This is a genomic window from Brevundimonas bullata (genome assembly GCF_014207965.1).
Lineage (GTDB): Bacteria > Pseudomonadota > Alphaproteobacteria > Caulobacterales > Caulobacteraceae > Brevundimonas > Brevundimonas bullata_A.
This window is the reverse complement of the sequence record NZ_JACHLM010000006.1, coordinates 292,049-308,233: the sequence shown is the minus strand read 5'-3', so window position 1 is coordinate 308,233 and position 16,185 is coordinate 292,049. Positions and strand designations below refer to the sequence as shown.

Annotated in this window: 21 protein-coding genes; 18 read left to right on the top strand and 3 right to left on the bottom strand. The window is 67.0% G+C overall.

The window, feature by feature from the left end; translation table 11 throughout:
• Nucleotides 1–14 precede the first annotated feature (14 nt).
• From HNP51_RS16635 to HNP51_RS16605, 7 genes are all read left to right on the top strand, one after another.
• Entirely contained in the window at nucleotides 15–575 is a 561-nt protein-coding gene (locus HNP51_RS16635) for an adenylate kinase (RefSeq protein WP_184272470.1), read from the top strand.
• A 67-nt stretch (nucleotides 576–642) separates the two neighbouring features.
• Entirely contained in the window at nucleotides 643–1,365 is a 723-nt protein-coding gene (locus HNP51_RS16630) for an energy transducer TonB (protein ID WP_184272473.1), read from the top strand.
• A gap of 137 nt (nucleotides 1,366–1,502) precedes the next feature.
• The gene (gene rpsM, locus HNP51_RS16625; protein ID WP_184272476.1) at nucleotides 1,503–1,871 is read left to right on the top strand and encodes a 30S ribosomal protein S13; all 369 of its coding nucleotides are present in this window, start codon (nucleotides 1,503–1,505) and stop codon (nucleotides 1,869–1,871) included.
• Nucleotides 1,872–1,885: 14 nt separating this feature from the next.
• A complete protein-coding gene (rpsK, locus tag HNP51_RS16620; RefSeq protein ID WP_013268944.1) occupies nucleotides 1,886–2,275 on the top strand; it encodes a 30S ribosomal protein S11 in 390 nt (129 codons plus the stop codon).
• Nucleotides 2,276–2,369: 94 nt separating this feature from the next.
• The gene (locus HNP51_RS16615) at nucleotides 2,370–3,389 is read left to right on the top strand and encodes a DNA-directed RNA polymerase subunit alpha (RefSeq protein WP_184272478.1); all 1,020 of its coding nucleotides are present in this window, start codon (nucleotides 2,370–2,372) and stop codon (nucleotides 3,387–3,389) included.
• A gap of 120 nt (nucleotides 3,390–3,509) precedes the next feature.
• Nucleotides 3,510–3,929 carry a 50S ribosomal protein L17 gene (gene rplQ, locus HNP51_RS16610; protein WP_184272481.1) on the top strand — a complete coding sequence of 140 codons (420 nt, stop codon included), beginning with the start codon at nucleotides 3,510–3,512 and terminating at the stop codon, nucleotides 3,927–3,929.
• Between the two features lie 111 nt (nucleotides 3,930–4,040).
• Nucleotides 4,041–4,511, top strand: coding sequence for a GNAT family N-acetyltransferase (locus HNP51_RS16605; RefSeq protein ID WP_184272485.1), 471 nt, complete (start codon nucleotides 4,041–4,043; stop codon nucleotides 4,509–4,511).
• A gap of 6 nt (nucleotides 4,512–4,517) precedes the next feature.
• Here HNP51_RS16605 and HNP51_RS16600 read toward each other — a convergent pair whose 3' ends face one another.
• Nucleotides 4,518–5,375, bottom strand: coding sequence for a hypothetical protein (locus HNP51_RS16600; protein ID WP_184272488.1), 858 nt, complete (start codon nucleotides 5,373–5,375; stop codon nucleotides 4,518–4,520).
• Nucleotides 5,365–6,285, bottom strand: coding sequence for an ABC transporter ATP-binding protein (locus tag HNP51_RS16595; protein WP_184272492.1), 921 nt, complete (start codon nucleotides 6,283–6,285; stop codon nucleotides 5,365–5,367). Before HNP51_RS16595 ends, HNP51_RS16600 begins: the two co-directional genes overlap by 11 nt.
• Before the next feature lie 99 nt (nucleotides 6,286–6,384).
• Here HNP51_RS16595 and HNP51_RS16590 point away from each other — a divergent pair, with 99 nt between their 5' ends.
• Together HNP51_RS16590 and HNP51_RS16585 are read left to right on the top strand one after the other, a co-directional pair.
• Nucleotides 6,385–7,611: an ectonucleotide pyrophosphatase/phosphodiesterase gene (locus HNP51_RS16590; protein ID WP_184272496.1), complete on the top strand. Its 1,227-nt coding sequence runs from the start codon at nucleotides 6,385–6,387 to the stop codon at nucleotides 7,609–7,611.
• Nucleotides 7,612–7,736: 125 nt separating this feature from the next.
• Nucleotides 7,737–9,125 (top strand): trypsin-like peptidase domain-containing protein, encoded by a 1,389-nt coding sequence (locus HNP51_RS16585; RefSeq protein ID WP_184272500.1) that lies wholly within the window; start codon nucleotides 7,737–7,739, stop codon nucleotides 9,123–9,125.
• Nucleotides 9,126–9,167: 42 nt separating this feature from the next.
• Here the strand turns inward: HNP51_RS16585 and HNP51_RS16580 are convergent, their stop codons facing one another.
• Entirely contained in the window at nucleotides 9,168–9,587 is a 420-nt protein-coding gene (locus HNP51_RS16580; protein ID WP_184272503.1) for a VOC family protein, read from the bottom strand.
• Nucleotides 9,588–9,654: 67 nt separating this feature from the next.
• Between HNP51_RS16580 and HNP51_RS16575 the strand changes: the two genes are divergently transcribed.
• The 9 genes from HNP51_RS16575 to HNP51_RS16535 all read left to right on the top strand — a co-directional run bounded on the left by HNP51_RS16575 (nucleotide 9,655) and on the right by HNP51_RS16535 (nucleotide 16,163).
• Complete coding sequence (locus tag HNP51_RS16575; RefSeq protein ID WP_184272506.1) at nucleotides 9,655–10,974, top strand: replication-associated recombination protein A; 1,320 nt, start codon at nucleotides 9,655–9,657, stop codon at nucleotides 10,972–10,974.
• A gap of 74 nt (nucleotides 10,975–11,048) precedes the next feature.
• Nucleotides 11,049–11,438 (top strand): VOC family protein, encoded by a 390-nt coding sequence (locus HNP51_RS16570; RefSeq protein WP_184272509.1) that lies wholly within the window; start codon nucleotides 11,049–11,051, stop codon nucleotides 11,436–11,438.
• Nucleotides 11,439–11,507: 69 nt separating this feature from the next.
• The gene (locus tag HNP51_RS16565; protein ID WP_260398546.1) at nucleotides 11,508–11,954 is read left to right on the top strand and encodes a hypothetical protein; all 447 of its coding nucleotides are present in this window, start codon (nucleotides 11,508–11,510) and stop codon (nucleotides 11,952–11,954) included.
• A gap of 11 nt (nucleotides 11,955–11,965) precedes the next feature.
• Nucleotides 11,966–12,694, top strand: a complete 729-nt coding sequence (locus HNP51_RS16560; protein ID WP_184272516.1) for an RluA family pseudouridine synthase — start codon at nucleotides 11,966–11,968, stop codon at nucleotides 12,692–12,694.
• A gap of 75 nt (nucleotides 12,695–12,769) precedes the next feature.
• A complete protein-coding gene (locus HNP51_RS16555) occupies nucleotides 12,770–13,264 on the top strand; it encodes a CC0125/CC1285 family lipoprotein (protein WP_184272519.1) in 495 nt (164 codons plus the stop codon).
• Nucleotides 13,265–13,312: 48 nt separating this feature from the next.
• Nucleotides 13,313–13,711 carry a fluoride efflux transporter CrcB gene (gene crcB, locus HNP51_RS16550; protein WP_184272522.1) on the top strand — a complete coding sequence of 133 codons (399 nt, stop codon included), beginning with the start codon at nucleotides 13,313–13,315 and terminating at the stop codon, nucleotides 13,709–13,711.
• Nucleotides 13,708–14,703: an RluA family pseudouridine synthase gene (locus HNP51_RS16545; RefSeq protein WP_184272525.1), complete on the top strand. Its 996-nt coding sequence runs from the start codon at nucleotides 13,708–13,710 to the stop codon at nucleotides 14,701–14,703. The genes crcB and HNP51_RS16545 overlap by 4 nt, the downstream gene beginning before the upstream one ends.
• Entirely contained in the window at nucleotides 14,700–15,377 is a 678-nt protein-coding gene (locus HNP51_RS16540; RefSeq protein ID WP_184272528.1) for an HAD-IA family hydrolase, read from the top strand. The genes HNP51_RS16545 and HNP51_RS16540 overlap by 4 nt, the downstream gene beginning before the upstream one ends.
• A gap of 21 nt (nucleotides 15,378–15,398) precedes the next feature.
• Nucleotides 15,399–16,163, top strand: a complete 765-nt coding sequence (locus HNP51_RS16535) for an ATP12 family chaperone protein (protein WP_184272531.1) — start codon at nucleotides 15,399–15,401, stop codon at nucleotides 16,161–16,163.
• The last annotated feature ends 22 nt before the right edge of the window (nucleotides 16,164–16,185 follow it).

Here is a 16,185-nt window from a genome sequence, read left to right as displayed (position 1 = left end):
GGGGAGCCCGTAAGATGAACCTGATCCTGTTCGGGCCGCCTGCGGCCGGTAAAGGCACGCAAGCCAAGCGTCTGGTTGAAGAGCGGGGCATGATCCAGCTTTCGACCGGCGACATGCTTCGCGCCGCGATCGCCTCCGGCTCGGAGCTGGGCCTCAAGGTCAAGGACGTGCTGGCGCGCGGCGACCTCGTCACCGACGAGATCGTCATCGCTCTGATCGAAGACCGTCTGCCGGAGGCCGAGGCCGCCGGCGGCGCCATCTTCGACGGCTTCCCGCGCAACGTCGCCCAGGCCGAAGCCCTGGACGCCATGCTGGCCAAGCGCGGCGCCCAGATCGACCGCGTCGTTCGCCTCAAGGTCGACGATCAGGCCCTGACCGACCGGATCGCCAAGCGCTTCGCCGAGCAGGCCCGTCCGGACGACAATCCCGAGACCTTCAAGGATCGTCTGACCGTCTATAATCGCCAGACCGCTCCGCTGCTTCCCTACTATGAAGCCCAGGGCAAGCTGACCGAGATCGACGGCATGGGCGACATCGCTACGGTGGCCGCCGCCATCGACGGCGCTCTGGCTTAAGACGCATCCTGATCTGAAGCGGGGTTCGGGCGTTAGGCGTTCGGATATCCGCTTCAAAGGGGCGCAGATGAGCAACAGGTCGTCGTCTCGAAACGTCAGGCTCGCCACGGCGGGCGTGGCGCTCGGCGTCGGCGCGCTGCACCTGGGGCTGTTCGCCCTGCTGGGGCATCTACGGCCTTCGGCGCCACCCACACCATTGTCGCGGCCGGTCGAGATAGAACTCGTCCGGCCGTCGCCAATTCCGCCCTTGCCCGTTCCGCCGCCCGCCAAGCCGGCGCCTTCAGACGGCGGCGGCGCGCCGGCGGCGCCATCGCGGGTTCATCTGCCGCCGAAGAAGATCGCGCGTCCGCCAGAGCTTCTGGCGCCGCCCCGGCCGGCGCCCGAACCGCCTCTGGTCATCGGCGCGGCGCCGGAGGCGAGCCCGACGCCGGGGCAGGGGCTGGGCGGCCAAGGGACCGGATCCGGGACGGGGCAAGGCTCTGGCTCGGGGCCGGGGGCAGGGGACGGCCCGCCGCGCCTGATCCAGGGACCGACCAAGGATCAACTGAGGCGGCTGCATCCGCGCGAGGCCTTCCGCCAGCGTCTGAACGGCAGCGCGCGGATCACCTGCCGCATCCGGCTGGATGCGCGACTGGAGGATTGCCGGGTTGTGGACGAGACGCCGCCCGGCAGGGGATTCGGTGAAGCGGCTCTTGCAGCCTCAGGCTATTTCCGCTTTCGTCCTCCCACGCGCGATGGTCGCCCTGTTGAAGGACGCGAAGTCACTGTGGGTGTGGAGTTCATGCCTTGATCGGCCGCTGTACCGGCGCGCCCGTTGACGCCATTCGAATCCCCTGTATAAGGGCGGCTTCCGCGAAGGGCGCACACGCTCCTGGTCTGTTGACCGGAGCGGTTTCCGCGTCTGTTTAAGCGTATCTGGAGATTCTCGTGGCCCGTATCGCTGGCGTCAACATTCCGACCAACAAGCGCGTCGAAATCGCGCTTCAGTACATCCATGGCATTGGCGCACACGCAGCCAAGGAAATCACCGCGAAGGTCGGCATTGAGCCCGCTCGCCGCGTGAACCAGCTGACCGACGCAGAAGTCCTGCAGATCCGTGAAACGATCGACAAGGACCACACCGTCGAAGGCGACCTGCGCCGTGAGGTGTCGATGAACATCAAGCGTCTGATGGACCTGGCCTGCTACCGCGGCCTGCGTCACCGTAAGGGCCTGCCGGTCCGCGGTCAGCGTACGCACACCAACGCCCGCACTCGCAAGGGCCCGTCCAAGCCGATCGCCGGCAAGAAGAAGTAAGAGAGGGCTGATCGATGGCCAAGGAACCGGGTCGCGTAAAGAAGCGCGAGCGCAAGAACATCACGTCGGGCGTCGCCCACGTGAACGCCTCTTTCAACAACACCATGATCACGATCACGGACGCCCAGGGGAACGCGATTTCCTGGTCTTCGGCTGGTCACATGGGCTTCAAGGGTTCGCGTAAGTCGACCCCTTACGCCGCCCAGATGGCTGCTGAAGATGCTGGCAAGAAGGCTCAAGAGCACGGCGTGAAGACGCTGGAAGTCAACGTCTCGGGTCCGGGTTCCGGCCGTGAGTCGGCGCTTCGCGCTCTGCAGTCCGTCGGCCTGACGATCACGACCATCCGCGACGTCACCCCGATGCCGCACAATGGTTGCCGTCCGCCCAAGCGTCGTCGCGTTTAATCGCGACTTCGTTTCAGGCACCCCCAATCTCCGTCGGCTCCACCATGGCCTCGTCGACAAGGCCGGAGCCGACGAAATCCGTTCGAGGGACTCTATGATCGAAAGAAACTGGCAAGAGCTGATCCGTCCCGAGAAGCCGCAAGTCGAGGGCGGCTCTGACCCGCTGCGCAAGGCGCGTCTGGTCGCTGAGCCCCTCGAGCGTGGTTTCGGTGTGACGCTCGGCAACGCGCTTCGTCGCGTTCTGCTGTCCTCGCTGCAAGGCGCGGCGGTCACGGCCATCCAGATCGACGGCGTTGTTCACGAGTTCTCGTCGCTGGAAGGCGTCCGGGAAGACGTGGTCGACATCGTCCTGAACATCAAACAACTGGCGCTGCGCATGCACGCCGAAGGCCCCAAGCGCATGACACTGCGCGCCACGGGCCCCGGCATTGTGACGGCGGGCCAGATCGACGCACCGGCTGACATCGAGGTTCTGAACCCCGATCACATCATCTGCACCCTGGATGACGGCGCTTCGATTCGCATGGAACTGACTGTCCAGAACGGCAAGGGCTACGTCGCCGCCGAACTGAACCGTCCGGAAGATGCGCCGATCGGCCTGATCGCCGTCGACGCCCTGTACTCGCCGGTCAAGCGCGTCGCCTATCGCGTCGAGCCGACCCGCCAGGGCCAGTCGATGGATTACGACAAGCTGATCCTGGAAGTTGAAACCAACGGCGCCGTCTCGCCGGTTGACGCGGTGGCTTACGCTGCCCGCATCCTGCAAGACCAGCTGCAGATCTTCATCACCTTCGACGAGCCGACCAAGGCTGTTGAGGCAACGGACGGCAAGCCCGACCTGCCCTTCAACCCGGCCCTGCTCAAGAAGGTCGACGAACTGGAGCTTTCGGTCCGTTCGGCGAACTGCCTGAAGAACGACAACATCGTCTACATCGGCGACCTGATCCAGAAGACCGAGGGCGAAATGCTTCGCACCCCGAACTTCGGCCGCAAGTCGCTGAACGAGATCAAAGAAGTTCTCGCGACGATGGGCCTGTCGCTCGGCATGGACGTGCCGAACTGGCCGCCCGAAAACATCGAAGACCTGGCCAAGAAGTTCGACGACCAGATCTGATCATCAACCCTCCGCCCAGCGCCCCCTAGGGACGCGGTTGGGGCGGTTAGAATGAACAAGGCCCCAGGTCCCGCCCCGTTAGTTAAGGCCGGAAACCAGGGTTGAGTAGGAGAGACCCCGATGCGCCACGGCGCCGCTTACCGCAAGCTCGGCCGTACGGTCAGCCACCGCCAAGCCATGTTCGCTAACATGGCCGCCTCGCTGATCAAGCACGAGCAGATCACGACCACCCTGCCCAAGGCGAAGGAACTGCGTCCCTTCGTTGAGAAGCTGGTGACCCTCGCTAAGAAGGGCGACCTGCACGCTCGTCGTCAGGCCATCAGCGCCGTCCGCGACGTGCCGCAAGTCGGCAAGCTGTTCGAAACGATCGGCCCGCGCTACGCCGAACGTTCGGGCGGTTACATCCGCATCATGAAGGCCGGCTTCCGTCACGGCGACAATGCCGCGATGGCCGTGATCGAGTTCGTCGATCGCGACACCGCCGCCAAGGGCCTGGACTCCGGTCCGGTCTATGCGATCGAAGGCGACGACGAAGCTTAATCGCTTCATCGGCTTGAGACATTGAAGGGGCGGCTGGAGCAATCCAGCCGCCCTTTTCGTCGTGGGCCGGGCGGGCTTGTTGGGCGGGGGCGGCCGGGCGATAGAGCGGCCATGACCAAGCCTGAAGATCGCATCGTCGCTTACACGCCGGCCTATAGTGAGGCCTGGAGGCGGTTGAACACCGACTGGCTCGTGGCGGGCGGCTTCGCGCTGGAGGCCAAGGATCATCTGACTCTGGACGATCCAGAGGGACAGATCCTGGCCAGGGGCGGCCATATCTTTTTTGCAGAGCGGGAAGGGGCGCCCGTCGGCTGCTGCGGGCTGATCGCCATGGCGGACGGCGGCTATGAGGTCACCAAGATGACCGTGCGGCCCGAGGCGCGGGGTAGCGGTCTGGCGCTGCGGCTGCTGGAAGCCTGTGAGGCGACGGCCCGGACTGCCGGGGCCCATCGGCTCTATCTGGAGACCAGCTCGACCTTGGTTCCCGCAATCGCCCTTTACCATCGGTTCGGCTTTGTGAACCTGCCCCCGCAGCCCACGCCCTATGAACGGGCCGACGTCTGGATGGAGAAGCGGCTGTAGAAGCCGCTACTCCTTCGACAGGTCCTGGCGGGTGAACCAGGCGATGGCGGCGCCCAAGGGGACGAGGGTCCACAGGGCCAGGCTGACGAGGGCCTTGATCATGACGCCGTCGGGCAGGGTTGAGGCCTCCATGCCGCCCTTGATCAAGGTCTTGAGCGTGTCGAACGCCAAACCGGGCATCAGCAGTTGCGCCGACCAGTCGTCCGGACCGAGACCCAGAGCAGGCGCGGCTTCGCCGAGGAAGAACTGGGCCACGCCCACGACCAGAGGAATGAAGAGCGCCGCCAGCAGTGATCGTGTGAAGACCGCAGCCAGCAGACTGATCATCAGGAACTGCATCACGCGCACGAACGACAGAACGAACAGAAGGCCGAAGTCGGCTGCCTGAGATATTCCGACACTGAAGGTGAAGGGGCGATCGAAGATCAGGCCGCGCGCGATATCGGCGATGGAACTGGTCAGCAAGAAGACAAGCATGGCGGCCAGGGCCAGGATCTTCATCACGCCGACCTTGCCCAGCATCAGGACAGGGCGGGTGTTACGGGCGCTGATCAACCGCCACGTCTCCCAGCGGTAGTCTCCGGCGTAAAGGGTGGCGGCGCCGATCAGCAGAAAAGCCAGAATGCCTGGATTGGCCAGGCCGCCGGCGTTGTTGGCGAAGGCGACGCCCAGGTCCAGGGGGCCGGACGTCGCCAATCCCGGCGGCAGTTCACCCGCCAATTGCTCGGCCTTGGTCTTGATCAGAAAGGCGCCGGCTATGGAAAGCGCCAGGGCGATGAAGGGCACGAAGAAGACGCTCCAGAAGACCGCGGTGCGGTTCTGAAGCAGGCGATAGGTTTCGGAGCGGATGGCGTCAGCCAGCATGGAGGGCCTCCCGGACCTGAGCAGGGGTGCGCGCCGGGCCGGTCTCGGCCATGAAGACGCTTTCCAGATCGGCGCCGACCCAGCGGGCCTCGTCGATGTCCACGCCCTGTTCGATCAGGGCGCGCAGCAGGGCGGGGCCCTCGGCGCGCGGAACGGCGGCCAGGACGGCGTCGCCGTCCAGCGTGGCCTTGTCGCCCAGCACGCCCATGATCCTGGCCAGAGGCGTGGCCGACAGACGCAGGCGCTCGCCTGCGGCGGTCAGTTCGCTGACCTTGCCTTCGGCGGCCAGCTTACCACGATTGAAGATGGCCACGCGGTCGCAGACGCGCTGGACCTCGAGCAGCTGGTGGCTGGCCAGGATGATGGTCACGCCGTCGTCGTCGGCCAGGCTGCGGATCAGGGCGCGCATCTCCTGGATGCCGGGCGGGTCCATGCCGCTGGTCGGCTCATCGAGGATGACGAGGTCGGGTTTGGTCATCAGGGCGGCGGCGACCCCGAGGCGCTGCAGCATGCCGACCGAGAAGCCGCGCACCCGGCGGTTGGCGGCCTCGGTCAGGCCGACGCGGTCCAGCCAGGCGTCGATGGCGGCGTCCTTGCTGCCGTGGGCCAGCGCCAGCCATTGCAGCACCTGACGCGCGGTCATGTAGGGCGGGAAGCGGGGCGTCTCGATCATGGAGCCGATGCGGCGCATGACGGCGGGATCGCCCGCGTGCTGACCCAGGACCCGGACCTCGCCCCCCGTCGGCCGGATCAGACCCAGCAGGATGCGGAACAGGGTGGACTTGCCGGCGCCGTTCGGCCCCAGCACGCCGTAAATCCCGCCGCGCGGGATGGAGAGGCTCAGCCCGTCCAGGGCGCGCACGGCGCCATAGGTCTTGGTCAGGCCGGTCGTTTCAATAACAGCGGTCATGCGGCAGAGCTTGGCCTGATGGGGATAAGCCGACAAGCCGTCTTCTTGCTGTCGCAGATTAAGCTTAGGCAATCTTCCCGAAGTCGCTTCGGAGTTTCCATGTTTTCTCGCGTTGCAGGCCTGTGCCTGGCCCTGCTGCTGACCGCGTGCGCCAGCACCCCTGTCGTCGCTCCTGAACCGCGCGGGGACGAGCCGCCGCTGGTCATGCTGGTCTCCATCGACGGCTTCCGCGCCGACTATCTGGACCGAGGCATCACGCCCCACCTGTCGCGGCTGGCGGGCGAGGGGGCGACGGGGCCGATGCGGCCGTCCTTCCCCAGCGTGACCTTCCCCAATCACTATACGCTGGTGACGGGCCTGCACCCCGACCACCACGGCATCGTCGGCAACAACATGATCGACGCCGAACTGGGCCGGTTCTCGCTAGGCAACAAGCAGGCGGTGACCGACCGCCGCTGGTGGGATCAGGGCGAGCCGATCTGGGTCTCTGCCGAGAAGGCGGGCGTGAAGACCGCCACCATGTTCTGGCCGGGCTCGGAAGCTGACATTCGCGGCGTGCGCCCGACCTACTGGACGACATTTGATCAGGGCATGCCCGGTGACGCGCGCGTGGACCGGGTGCTGCAATGGATGGACCTGCCGGCGGATCAGCGCCCGCAACTGACCACCCTCTATTTCGACATCGTCGACACCCAGGGGCATCACTACGGCCCCGACGCGCCGGAGACCGCCGAGGCCATCCGCTCGGTCGACGCCTCCATCGGGCGTCTGGTCGAAGGGCTGAAGGCGCGGGGGCTGTATGAGCGCACGGTGCTGGTGATCGTGTCGGATCACGGCATGGCCGCGACCTCGCCCGAGCGGGTGACGTGGATCGACGACGTGATTGATCCGGCGGCGATCCAGATCGTCTATTCCGGCGCCGTCACCTTCCTGAACCCGGTGGCTGGCCGCGAGGCCGAGGTCGAGGCGGCCCTGCTGGGGTCGCGCCCGCATCTGGATTGCTGGAGGAAGAGCGAGATTCCGGCGCGGTTCGTCCTGGGTTCCAACCCGCGCGTCTCGGCCATCGTCTGCGCTTCCGAGCCGGGCTGGACCTTCACGACCAAGGCGCGGCCGGTGACCAAGCCGGGCGGGGCGCACGGCTATGACAACTTCTCAGCAGACATGGCGGCCATCTTCATCGCCCACGGACCGGGCGTGGTGCAGGGGCGGCGGCTGACTGATTTGGACAGCGTGGACGTCCAGCCCTTCCTGGCGCGTCTGCTGGGCATCGACGCGCCGCGCGGTGACGGACTGGCGGAAGACACGCTGGCGGTGACGACGCGCTGAGGAGGGAACGGGCGGAGGTCACGGTCGTTTGATCGCGGCGGACATCTGGCTTGGCCATTGGCCTTGATCCCGTCCCAAAACCATTGCGCAATGCGGCAAAGCCTTCCGAACGAGACCCTGACGACATGAAGACTTCCCGACTGGCCCTCGCCGCCGCCCTGATGCTGTCCGCTTGCGGCCAGCCGCAACCGTCCAAGGCGCAGGAAGGCGTCTTCGCCGAGCAGCCGCGCGTGGCCCCGCGCGACGCCGGGGCGATGAAGTCCAGCTTTGCGCCTGTGGTCCGCGAGGCGGCGCCCGCCGTGGTCAATATCTCGGCGCGCGGCGTGCAGCAGGTGCGCGATCCCTTCTTCGAGATGTTCGGCGGCGGTCCGCAGTCACGCGTGACCGGCTCGATCGGCTCTGGCGTCATCGTGCGGGCGGACGGGGTGGTGGTGACGAACAACCACGTCATCGAGAACATGCAGCAGATCCGCGTCACCCTGAACGACCGGCGCGAGTATGCGGCCAGGGTGCTATTGGCCGACGCGCGCTCCGACATCGCCGTGCTGCAGCTGGAGGGCGTCGAGGGTAGTCTGCCGGTGTTGCGGATCGACGATCAGGAGGAGCAACAGGTCGGGGATCTGGTTCTGGCCATCGGCAACCCCTTCGGCGTCGGTCAGACCGTGACGACCGGCATCATTTCTGCGCTGAACCGGACCGAGACGGGGATCAGCGATTCCGGCTCCTTCATCCAGACCGATGCCGCCATCAACCCCGGCAACTCGGGCGGGGCGTTGGTGGACATGGACGGCGACCTGATCGGCATCAACACCGCTATCTTCTCGCGTACCGGCTCCTCGAGCGGCGTGGGCTTCGCCGTGCCGGCGACCATGGTGAAGCGGGTGGTGGATTCGGCCATCGGCGGGGCCAAGGCCGTGGTGCGCCCGTGGCTGGGCGTGAAGGGTGACACCGTCAGCGCCGACATCGCCCGCAGCCTGGGTCTGTCGCGGCCCCAGGGCCTGATCATCACCGAGGTCTATCCGCAGGGGCCGGGCGCGCGCGCCGGGCTGCAGGAAGGCGACGTCATCACCGCCATCGACGGGGCCGAGATCAACGATCAGGGCGGGCTGAACTTCCGTGTCGGCACGCGCGCGCCCAATGACACGGTGTCGGTGACCATCCTGCGCGACGGACGCACTCAGACGCTCAATGCGCGGGTTTCGGCCCTGCCGGGTCAGGCCGAGCCGGGGCAGGGCGCGGTCGTGGCGCAGGGCGCGTTGGCGGGATTGCAAGGCGTGGCGCTGAACCCGGCGCTGGCCGACCGGCTGGGCGGCGATCCCTTCACCAGCGGCGTGGTGGTGACCGGCCTGCAGCGCAACAGCATCCCGGCCCGCATCGGCCTGCGTCCCAACGACCTGATCGTTCAGGTGGACGGCCGCCCGGCGACCTCGATCGCCGCCTTGGGCCGGGCGCAGCGCGGTTCGGAACTGACCATCGTGCGCGGCGGCCGCAAGCTGACGGGGCGCTTGCCGTAGGGCGCTAGCCTCTTCTACCCCCCTGTGGGGAGGAGAGGTCTGTCACGCCTTCTTCGGGCCGCCGATGGACCACGTATGGCCGAAGGGGTCGCGGACCTGACCGTAGCGGTCGCCCCAGAACTGATCCTCCAGCGGCATGACGGGGACGGCGCCCGCCACCAGGGCGCGGGTCCACCATTCGTCTGGATCGTCGACTTGGAGATGCAGGGTCACGCCCTTGGGCTGGATGTCGGCCTCGCCGGTCCATTCGGGGAATTCGTCGGCCAGCATGAGGCTGGCGCCGTTGATCCTAAGGTGGGCGTGCATCAGCCGCTCGCCGTCCTCGGCGGGCATTCGCATGATCTCTTCGGCGCCGAAGGCCCGGCCGTAGAATTCGATGGCCGCCTGACCGCCGCGCGAGGGGATGGTCAGGTGGGGCGTGACGCCGCCGGTGGGGCCCTGGTTCGGCTGGGGTTCGGACATGGTTCCTCCGTTCGGGCCGTTAGTAGTGCGTGTAATCGCCTGAACGAACGCCTATCTAGGCTGTTCCATGAGTGACCTGTTCGAAGCCTCCGGCATCCATCCCCCTGACGCGCCCTTGGCCGACCGTCTGCGTCCGCAGACGCTGGAACAGGTCGTGGGTCAGGACCACCTGCTGGGCGAAGGCGGGCCGATCCGTCGTATGATCGAGGCCGGACGTCTGGGCTCCATGATCCTGTGGGGACCGCCCGGCACCGGCAAGACCACCATCGCACGCCTGCTGGCCAAGGCGGCGGGCTACGAATATCAATCGATAAGCGCCGTCTTCTCCGGCGTTGCTGACCTGAAAAAGGCGTTCGAGGCGGCAAGGATGCGCCGGGCGGCGGGTCAGCAGACCCTGCTGTTCGTGGACGAGATCCATCGCTTCAACCGCGCCCAGCAGGACGGCTTCCTGCCCTTCGTCGAGGAGGGGGTGGTCACCCTGGTCGGGGCCACGACCGAGAACCCGTCGTTCGAGTTGAACGGGGCGCTGCTGTCGCGGTCACAGGTCTATGTGCTGAAGCGTCTGGACGATGCGGCGCTGGATCAACTGCTGGATCGGGCGGCGGCGCTGATGGACCGGCCCCTGCCGCTGACGCCGGAAGCGCGCCACGCCATGCTGGCCCTGGCCGACGGCGACGGGCGTTATCTGCTGACCATGTCGGAGGTGCTGTTCGATCTGCCTGGCCCAGACCGGGGCGGCGATCTGCTGGATGTGCAGGCGCTCGCGGGCGTGCTTCAGAAGCGGGCGCCAGCTTACGACAAGAGCCGAGAAGAACACTATAACCTCATATCCGCCCTGCATAAGTCGGTGCGCGGGTCGGACCCGGACGCGGCGCTCTACTGGCTGGCGCGCATGCTGAACGGGGGCGAGGACCCGCTCTATCTGGCCCGGCGCATCGTGCGCATGGCGGTCGAGGACATCGGTCAGGCTGACCCCCTGTCCATCATGGTCGCCAATGCCGCCAAGGACACCTACGACTTCTTGGGCAGCCCTGAAGGGGAGTTGGCGCTGGCGCAGGCCGTGGTCCATCTGGCCACCGCGCCCAAGTCGGTCGGGGTCTATGAGGCCTTCAAGGCGGCGAAGAAGGCGGCGCACGAGACGGGCTCGCTGATGCCGCCCGCCCATATCCGCAACGCCCCGACGAAGCTGATGAAGTCGCTCGGCTACGGCAAGGGCTACCAGTACGACCCCGACACGCCCGAGGGCTTCTCCGGCGCCAACTTCTTCCCCGACGACATGGAGCGCCGCACCTTCTACAAGCCCAAGGGCGAGGGCCATGAGGAGAAGGTCAAGGCGCGGTTGGAACGCTGGGCGGCGATGCGGGCGCGGGCGCAGAAGGACGGTTGAGGCGGTGTTCGCGTTGAAGCGAGGCCGTGGGGTTCCTAAGTCCTGCGTCCCTCAGTTGTGAAATGCGCACCGCCATGAATCTCAATCAGGTCACAGTCGAAACGACGGACATTCCGCGCGCCAATGCTTTCTATCAGCGGCTGGGGCTGACCATGATCGTGTCCAGCGCGCACTACGCCCGCTTCATCTGTCCCGGCGACGGATCGGGGGCCCCCGCCACGTTTTCGATCCACCTGGCCGATCAGGTGACGCCGGGCGGGGCCGGCATCTATTTCGAGTGCGCCGATCTGGACGAGCGGGTGGCCGGGCTGAAGGCGGCGGGCGTGACCTTTGATCATGATCCTGTGGATCAGACCTGGCTGTGGCGCGAAGCCTGGCTGCGCGACCCTGACGGCAATCGTCTCTGCTTCTACTGGGCGGGAGAGAACCGGATGAACCCGCCGTGGCGCGTTGCGGGTTCCTGATCAGCGTTCATTGTTAAGCATGGCGGTTCGGGCTTAGCTTCTCGCTGATCGCAACCTGGGGAGGGAATGATGATCGATATTGCAAGGCGTCAAGCGACGCCCTGGCATCTGTGGGTGGTGGGCGTCGTGGCCGTTCTGTGGAACGCCTTTGGCTGCTGGGACTACACGATGACCCATCTGAAGGGGGAGGCGCACCTGCGGGCTTTCGGCATGACCGACGCACAGATCGCCTCTTTCGACGCCATGCCGGCCTGGACGCACGCGACCTGGGCCATCGGGGTGTGGGGTGGCCTGTTGGGCGCCCTGTTGCTGCTGGCGCGTCGGCGGTGGGCCACGCCCGTTTTCATCCTGTCGTTCCTCGGCTTTGTGGGCGGGCAGATCTACAGCCATGTCCTGTCCGATGCGTCGGCTGTAGCGGGGCCGAACGCCTGGGCGATGAACGTCGTCATCGGGGCCGCTTGCGTCTTCTTCATCTGGTACGCCTGGACCATGGCGAAGAAGGGCGTCCTCCGCTAAAGGCTCGGCGGGTGAAAACCCGCCAGCCCGCTTCCCTGAACGAAGAAGACATCGCCGCCGTCCGTTCGTGGGTCATCCACGAGGACGCGCACATCATCGCCTTCAACAAGCCGTCGGGCCTGTCGAGCCAGGGCGGTCGCATTCAGGCCCATACCCTGGACGACCTACTGTGGGCCTTCGCCCGCTCGAACGGCAAGCGGCCCGAACTGGTGCACCGGCTGGACCGCGATACCTCGGGCGTCATCCTGGCGGCCAAGACCAAGCCCGCTGCCGGCTTCCTGGGCAAGGCCATGCAGATGCGCCGCTTCCAGAAGACCTATCTGGCGCTGGTGTCTGCGGCTCCCGAGCCGAAGTCGGGCCGCATCACCGCCGCCCTGCGCCGCGAAGAAATCGGCCGCGAATCCTACATGCGGGTGGTCGAGTTCGACGCCCCGGGCGCGCAAGGGGCCGTCAGCGGCTATCGCACTCTGGCCGCTAGTGAAGACGGGGCTCTGGTCGAGTTGTCGCCCGAGACGGGGCGGATGCATCAACTGCGGGTCCACATGGCCTCGATCGGTCGGCCTTTGGTGGGCGATGTGCGTTACGGCGGGGCGCTGACCTTCGCCGGGCGCGGCGCGGCGCGCCTGATGTTGCACGCCGCCAAGCTGTCCTTCCCGCACCCCGAGGGCGGCGAGCGCGTGACGCTGGAAGCGCCCTTGCCCGAGGACTTCATGGGGCTGAAGACAGCGGCGGGTCTCTAGCCGGTTCAGTCTCTGTTCAGCTTCGCGGCGGAACATCCCGACGGGCCCGGCGCTATTCGGGCAGGGAGAAACGGCATGAAACGTCTGACCTTCGGCCTGATCGCAGCCTCCGCCCTGGCGCTGAGCGCCTGCGCCAGCCTGGCCCCCTATGGTCCGCAGCAGTCGGCGCGCGGACAGGGATTCAGCGAGCAGCAGATTGAAACCAATCGATTCCGCGTCACCTACAACGGCGTCGGCGCGCCTGGACCTGTGGCCGACCGCGCCCTGTTCCGCGCCGCGCAACTGACCGTCGATCAGGGCTATGACTGGTTCGAGGTGACGCAGCGCTGGATCGACGGACGGCCCGACAGCGCCGGGGGCGTGCGCCCCAGCGTCTCGATCGGCGCGGGCTCCGGTCGTTACGGCGGCTGGTCGACTTCCGGCGTGGGCGTCGGTCTGGGCTTTGACCTTAGCGGGCCGCAACCCACCTCGACCACGCTCGAAATCGTCATGGGCCGCGGCGCCAAGCCGGATCGCCCCGCCGCCTATGACGCGCGCCGGGTCCAGGACGCGATCCGCAACCGGCTGTAAGGGCCGCCAACCGCTGTCATTCGCGGCGTGTCGGTGTAGAAGCCCGGCATGACGCAATTTCTTCTTGTCGCCGTCGGCGGCGCCCTGGGGGCGGTCGCACGCTATGGGCTGGGTCTGACCGTGGGTCGACTGGCCCCCGGCGCGAACTGGCCGTGGGCCACCTTCGCCGCCAATATCACCGGTGGTTTGCTGATGGGCCTGCTGGCCGGATGGCTGGCGCTGAAGGCGGGCGCGGGGCAGGAGAGCCTCCGTCTGTTCGCCGCCGTCGGCGTGCTGGGCGGCTTCACCACCTTCTCGGCTTTTTCGCTGGAAGCCGCTTTGATGATCGAACGCCGTGAACTGGCCACGGCTTTCGTCTATGCGGTGGGTTCGGTGGTCATTTCCATCGCCGCCCTGTTCGTCGGCCTGATGATCGCGCGCAAACTGTTTACCGGAGTGGGCGCATGAGCCGCGAAGTCCAGACCCTCTATGTTGCTGAGGACGAACACGACATCCGCCTGGATCGGTGGTTCAAGCGCCGCTGGCCGCACCTGACCCACATCCAGGTGGAAAAGATGGCCCGCAAGGGCGAGATCCGCGTCGATGGTTCGCGGGTCAAGCCGCAGGACCGGCTGACCGCCGGCGCCGCCGTGCGCGTGCCGCCGCTGCCCGAGGCCAATCCGCGCAAGCCGGGCGACCTGCATGAACTGACCGAACGCGACATCGCCTACGCCAAGTCGCTGGTCCTCTACGAAGACCACATGGTCATCGCTCTGAACAAGCCGCATGGTCTGGCCGTGCAGGGCGGCACCAAGACGACCAAGCACGTCGACCGCCTGCTGTCGGCCTGGGGCGAGGGGATGGACCGGCCGCGTCTGGTCCACCGTCTGGACCGCGACACCTCGGGCGTGCTGCTGCTCGGCAAGGGGCCGGAGGCGGCCAAGCGTCTGGCCGGGGCCTTCGCCCGCCGTCAGGCCAAGAAGACCTATTGGGCTATCGTCATCGGCACCCCCAAGCCGACACACGGGCAGATCGACCTGGCGCTGAAGAAGACCGGCATCAACGACTACGAGATGATGCGCCCGGCCGAGCCCAAGGATCCCAAGGGCGAACCGGCCGAGACCGCCTTCGCCACCATCAGCCGCGCTGCGCACCGCGCGTCGTGGATGGCGCTGCGTCCCTTCACCGGGCGGACCCACCAGCTGCGGGCTCACATGGCGGCCATCGGCCACCCCATCCTGGGCGACCACAAGTACGGCACCGACGCCTCCAAGCAGTTGAGCGGTATCCTGAAGCTGCAACTGCACGCGCGCCGCATCGAGCTGGATCACCCCGGCGGCGGCACCCTGATCGTCGAGGCCCCGCTGAGCCCCGAGATCCAGGCCGGCTTCGCCCACTTCGGCTTCACTGAGGACGAGTGCGACAGCGATCCGTTCGAAGGGGTCAAGCGCCAGCGATGAGCCGTCCGCTCGCTGTTTTCGACATCGACGGGACGCTGGTGGACAGCCGCGCGTCCATCCACCGGGCCTGCTGCGATGCGGCGGAGGCCTTGGGTCTGCCCGAGCCTTCCTATGACCGGGTGCGCCAGATCGTTGGGCTGAGTCTGGACAAGGCGCTGCATGTGCTGGAGCCCGGCCTGACGACGGCTGAACTGGCAGACTTCGTGGCGGCGTTTCAGGCCAGTTTCCGCGACATGTATGACGCCGGGCATAGCGAAGAGCTTTATCCCGGCGTCATGGAAACCTTGCGGCGGTTGAAGCGCGAAGGCTGGCGCTTGTCGCTGGCGACGGGGCAGAACCGGCGCGGCGTGGCCCGCAATCTGGCGCGGCCGGAGTGGAGCGAGCTCTTCCTGTCCAGCCATTGCGCGGCGGACGGTCCAGGCAAGCCTGACCCGGCCATGCTGTTCGCCGCCATGACCGCTTGCGGGGCTGACGCGGCCTCGACCGTCATGATCGGCGACACCAGCCACGACATTACGATGGCCCTGAACGCGGGCGTTCATCCACTGGGCGTCGGCTGGGGTTTCCATACCCTTGAGGAGCAGGTGGCGGCTGGCGCGCGTCATGTCGCCGTCGACTGCCCTGATCTGGAGGCGGCGCTGGAGCGCTTCGCCTCGACTGCCCTCGCTGCGTAATTTGGCTGCTTGAGACCACCCATGTCCCACATTCCCCCGCTTGATCCCAATGTCGCCGCCCGCAAGGGGTTTCGTGAGTCGGAGGAGCGCATCAAACGCTCCTGGAAGGCCGTCGAGGTAACGAGGGACGACGGCGGCTGGACGGTGCGTCTGGACGGGCGCACGCCCAAGACGCCCGCTGGCGCCACCCTGACCCTGCCGACCGAAGCCGCCGCGCAACTGGTGGCGGACGAATGGGCGGCGCAAGGCGAGTTCCTGATCCCGGGGACCATGCCCGCGACGCGTCTGGCCTCGACCGCTATCGACCGGGTCAGTCAAACGCGCGAGCCGGTGGCCGCCGAGATCGCCGCCTACGCCGGGTCGGACGTCATCTGCTATCTGGCCGAACATCCGACGGTTCTGATCGAGCGCCAGCAGGCCGAGTGGGGGCCTTGGCGCGATTGGGCGGCCAGGGAGCTGGACGTGGTGCTGCATCCCGCCGAGGGCATCGTGCACCGGGCGCAGGCGCCCGAGGCGCTGGAGCGGGTCAAGGCGCTGGCGCTGGACATGGACGACCACGCCCTGACGGCGCTGGCGACGGCGGTGCCCCTGCTGGGCTCGGCGGTGCTTGGGCTGGCGGTGCAGCGCGGCGCCTTGTCGGGCGAGGCGGCGCTGGACCTGTCGCGGCTGGACGAGGCCTTTACCGAGGAACGCTGGGGCGTGGACGAGGAAGCCGCCGCCCGCGTCGCGGCGCACCGCGAAGAGGCGGCCTTGTTGCAGCGGTGGTTCGAGGCGTTGCGGTCTTAGTTTTCCAACCTGGAAACTTATG

What these genes read in the sequence shown, in the direction of transcription:
- HNP51_RS16635 (WP_184272470.1), top strand. Translation starts at nt 15, where the DNA reads ATGAACCTGATCCTGTTCGGGCCGCCTGCGGCCGGTAAAGGCACGCAA.
- HNP51_RS16630 (WP_184272473.1), top strand. Translation starts at nt 643, where the DNA reads ATGAGCAACAGGTCGTCGTCTCGAAACGTCAGGCTCGCCACGGCGGGC.
- rpsK (WP_013268944.1), top strand. Translation starts at nt 1,886, where the DNA reads ATGGCCAAGGAACCGGGTCGCGTAAAGAAGCGCGAGCGCAAGAACATC.
- HNP51_RS16615 (WP_184272478.1), top strand. Translation starts at nt 2,370, where the DNA reads ATGATCGAAAGAAACTGGCAAGAGCTGATCCGTCCCGAGAAGCCGCAA.
- rplQ (WP_184272481.1), top strand. Translation starts at nt 3,510, where the DNA reads ATGCGCCACGGCGCCGCTTACCGCAAGCTCGGCCGTACGGTCAGCCAC.
- HNP51_RS16605 (WP_184272485.1), top strand. Translation starts at nt 4,041, where the DNA reads ATGACCAAGCCTGAAGATCGCATCGTCGCTTACACGCCGGCCTATAGT.
- HNP51_RS16600 (WP_184272488.1), bottom strand. Translation starts at nt 5,375, where the DNA reads ATGCTGGCTGACGCCATCCGCTCCGAAACCTATCGCCTGCTTCAGAAC.
- HNP51_RS16595 (WP_184272492.1), bottom strand. Translation starts at nt 6,285, where the DNA reads ATGACCGCTGTTATTGAAACGACCGGCCTGACCAAGACCTATGGCGCC.
- HNP51_RS16590 (WP_184272496.1), top strand. Translation starts at nt 6,385, where the DNA reads ATGTTTTCTCGCGTTGCAGGCCTGTGCCTGGCCCTGCTGCTGACCGCG.
- HNP51_RS16585 (WP_184272500.1), top strand. Translation starts at nt 7,737, where the DNA reads ATGAAGACTTCCCGACTGGCCCTCGCCGCCGCCCTGATGCTGTCCGCT.
- HNP51_RS16580 (WP_184272503.1), bottom strand. Translation starts at nt 9,587, where the DNA reads ATGTCCGAACCCCAGCCGAACCAGGGCCCCACCGGCGGCGTCACGCCC.
- HNP51_RS16575 (WP_184272506.1), top strand. Translation starts at nt 9,655, where the DNA reads ATGAGTGACCTGTTCGAAGCCTCCGGCATCCATCCCCCTGACGCGCCC.
- HNP51_RS16570 (WP_184272509.1), top strand. Translation starts at nt 11,049, where the DNA reads ATGAATCTCAATCAGGTCACAGTCGAAACGACGGACATTCCGCGCGCC.
- HNP51_RS16565 (WP_260398546.1), top strand. Translation starts at nt 11,508, where the DNA reads ATGATCGATATTGCAAGGCGTCAAGCGACGCCCTGGCATCTGTGGGTG.
- HNP51_RS16555 (WP_184272519.1), top strand. Translation starts at nt 12,770, where the DNA reads ATGAAACGTCTGACCTTCGGCCTGATCGCAGCCTCCGCCCTGGCGCTG.
- crcB (WP_184272522.1), top strand. Translation starts at nt 13,313, where the DNA reads ATGACGCAATTTCTTCTTGTCGCCGTCGGCGGCGCCCTGGGGGCGGTC.
- HNP51_RS16545 (WP_184272525.1), top strand. Translation starts at nt 13,708, where the DNA reads ATGAGCCGCGAAGTCCAGACCCTCTATGTTGCTGAGGACGAACACGAC.
- HNP51_RS16540 (WP_184272528.1), top strand. Translation starts at nt 14,700, where the DNA reads ATGAGCCGTCCGCTCGCTGTTTTCGACATCGACGGGACGCTGGTGGAC.
- HNP51_RS16535 (WP_184272531.1), top strand. Translation starts at nt 15,399, where the DNA reads ATGTCCCACATTCCCCCGCTTGATCCCAATGTCGCCGCCCGCAAGGGG.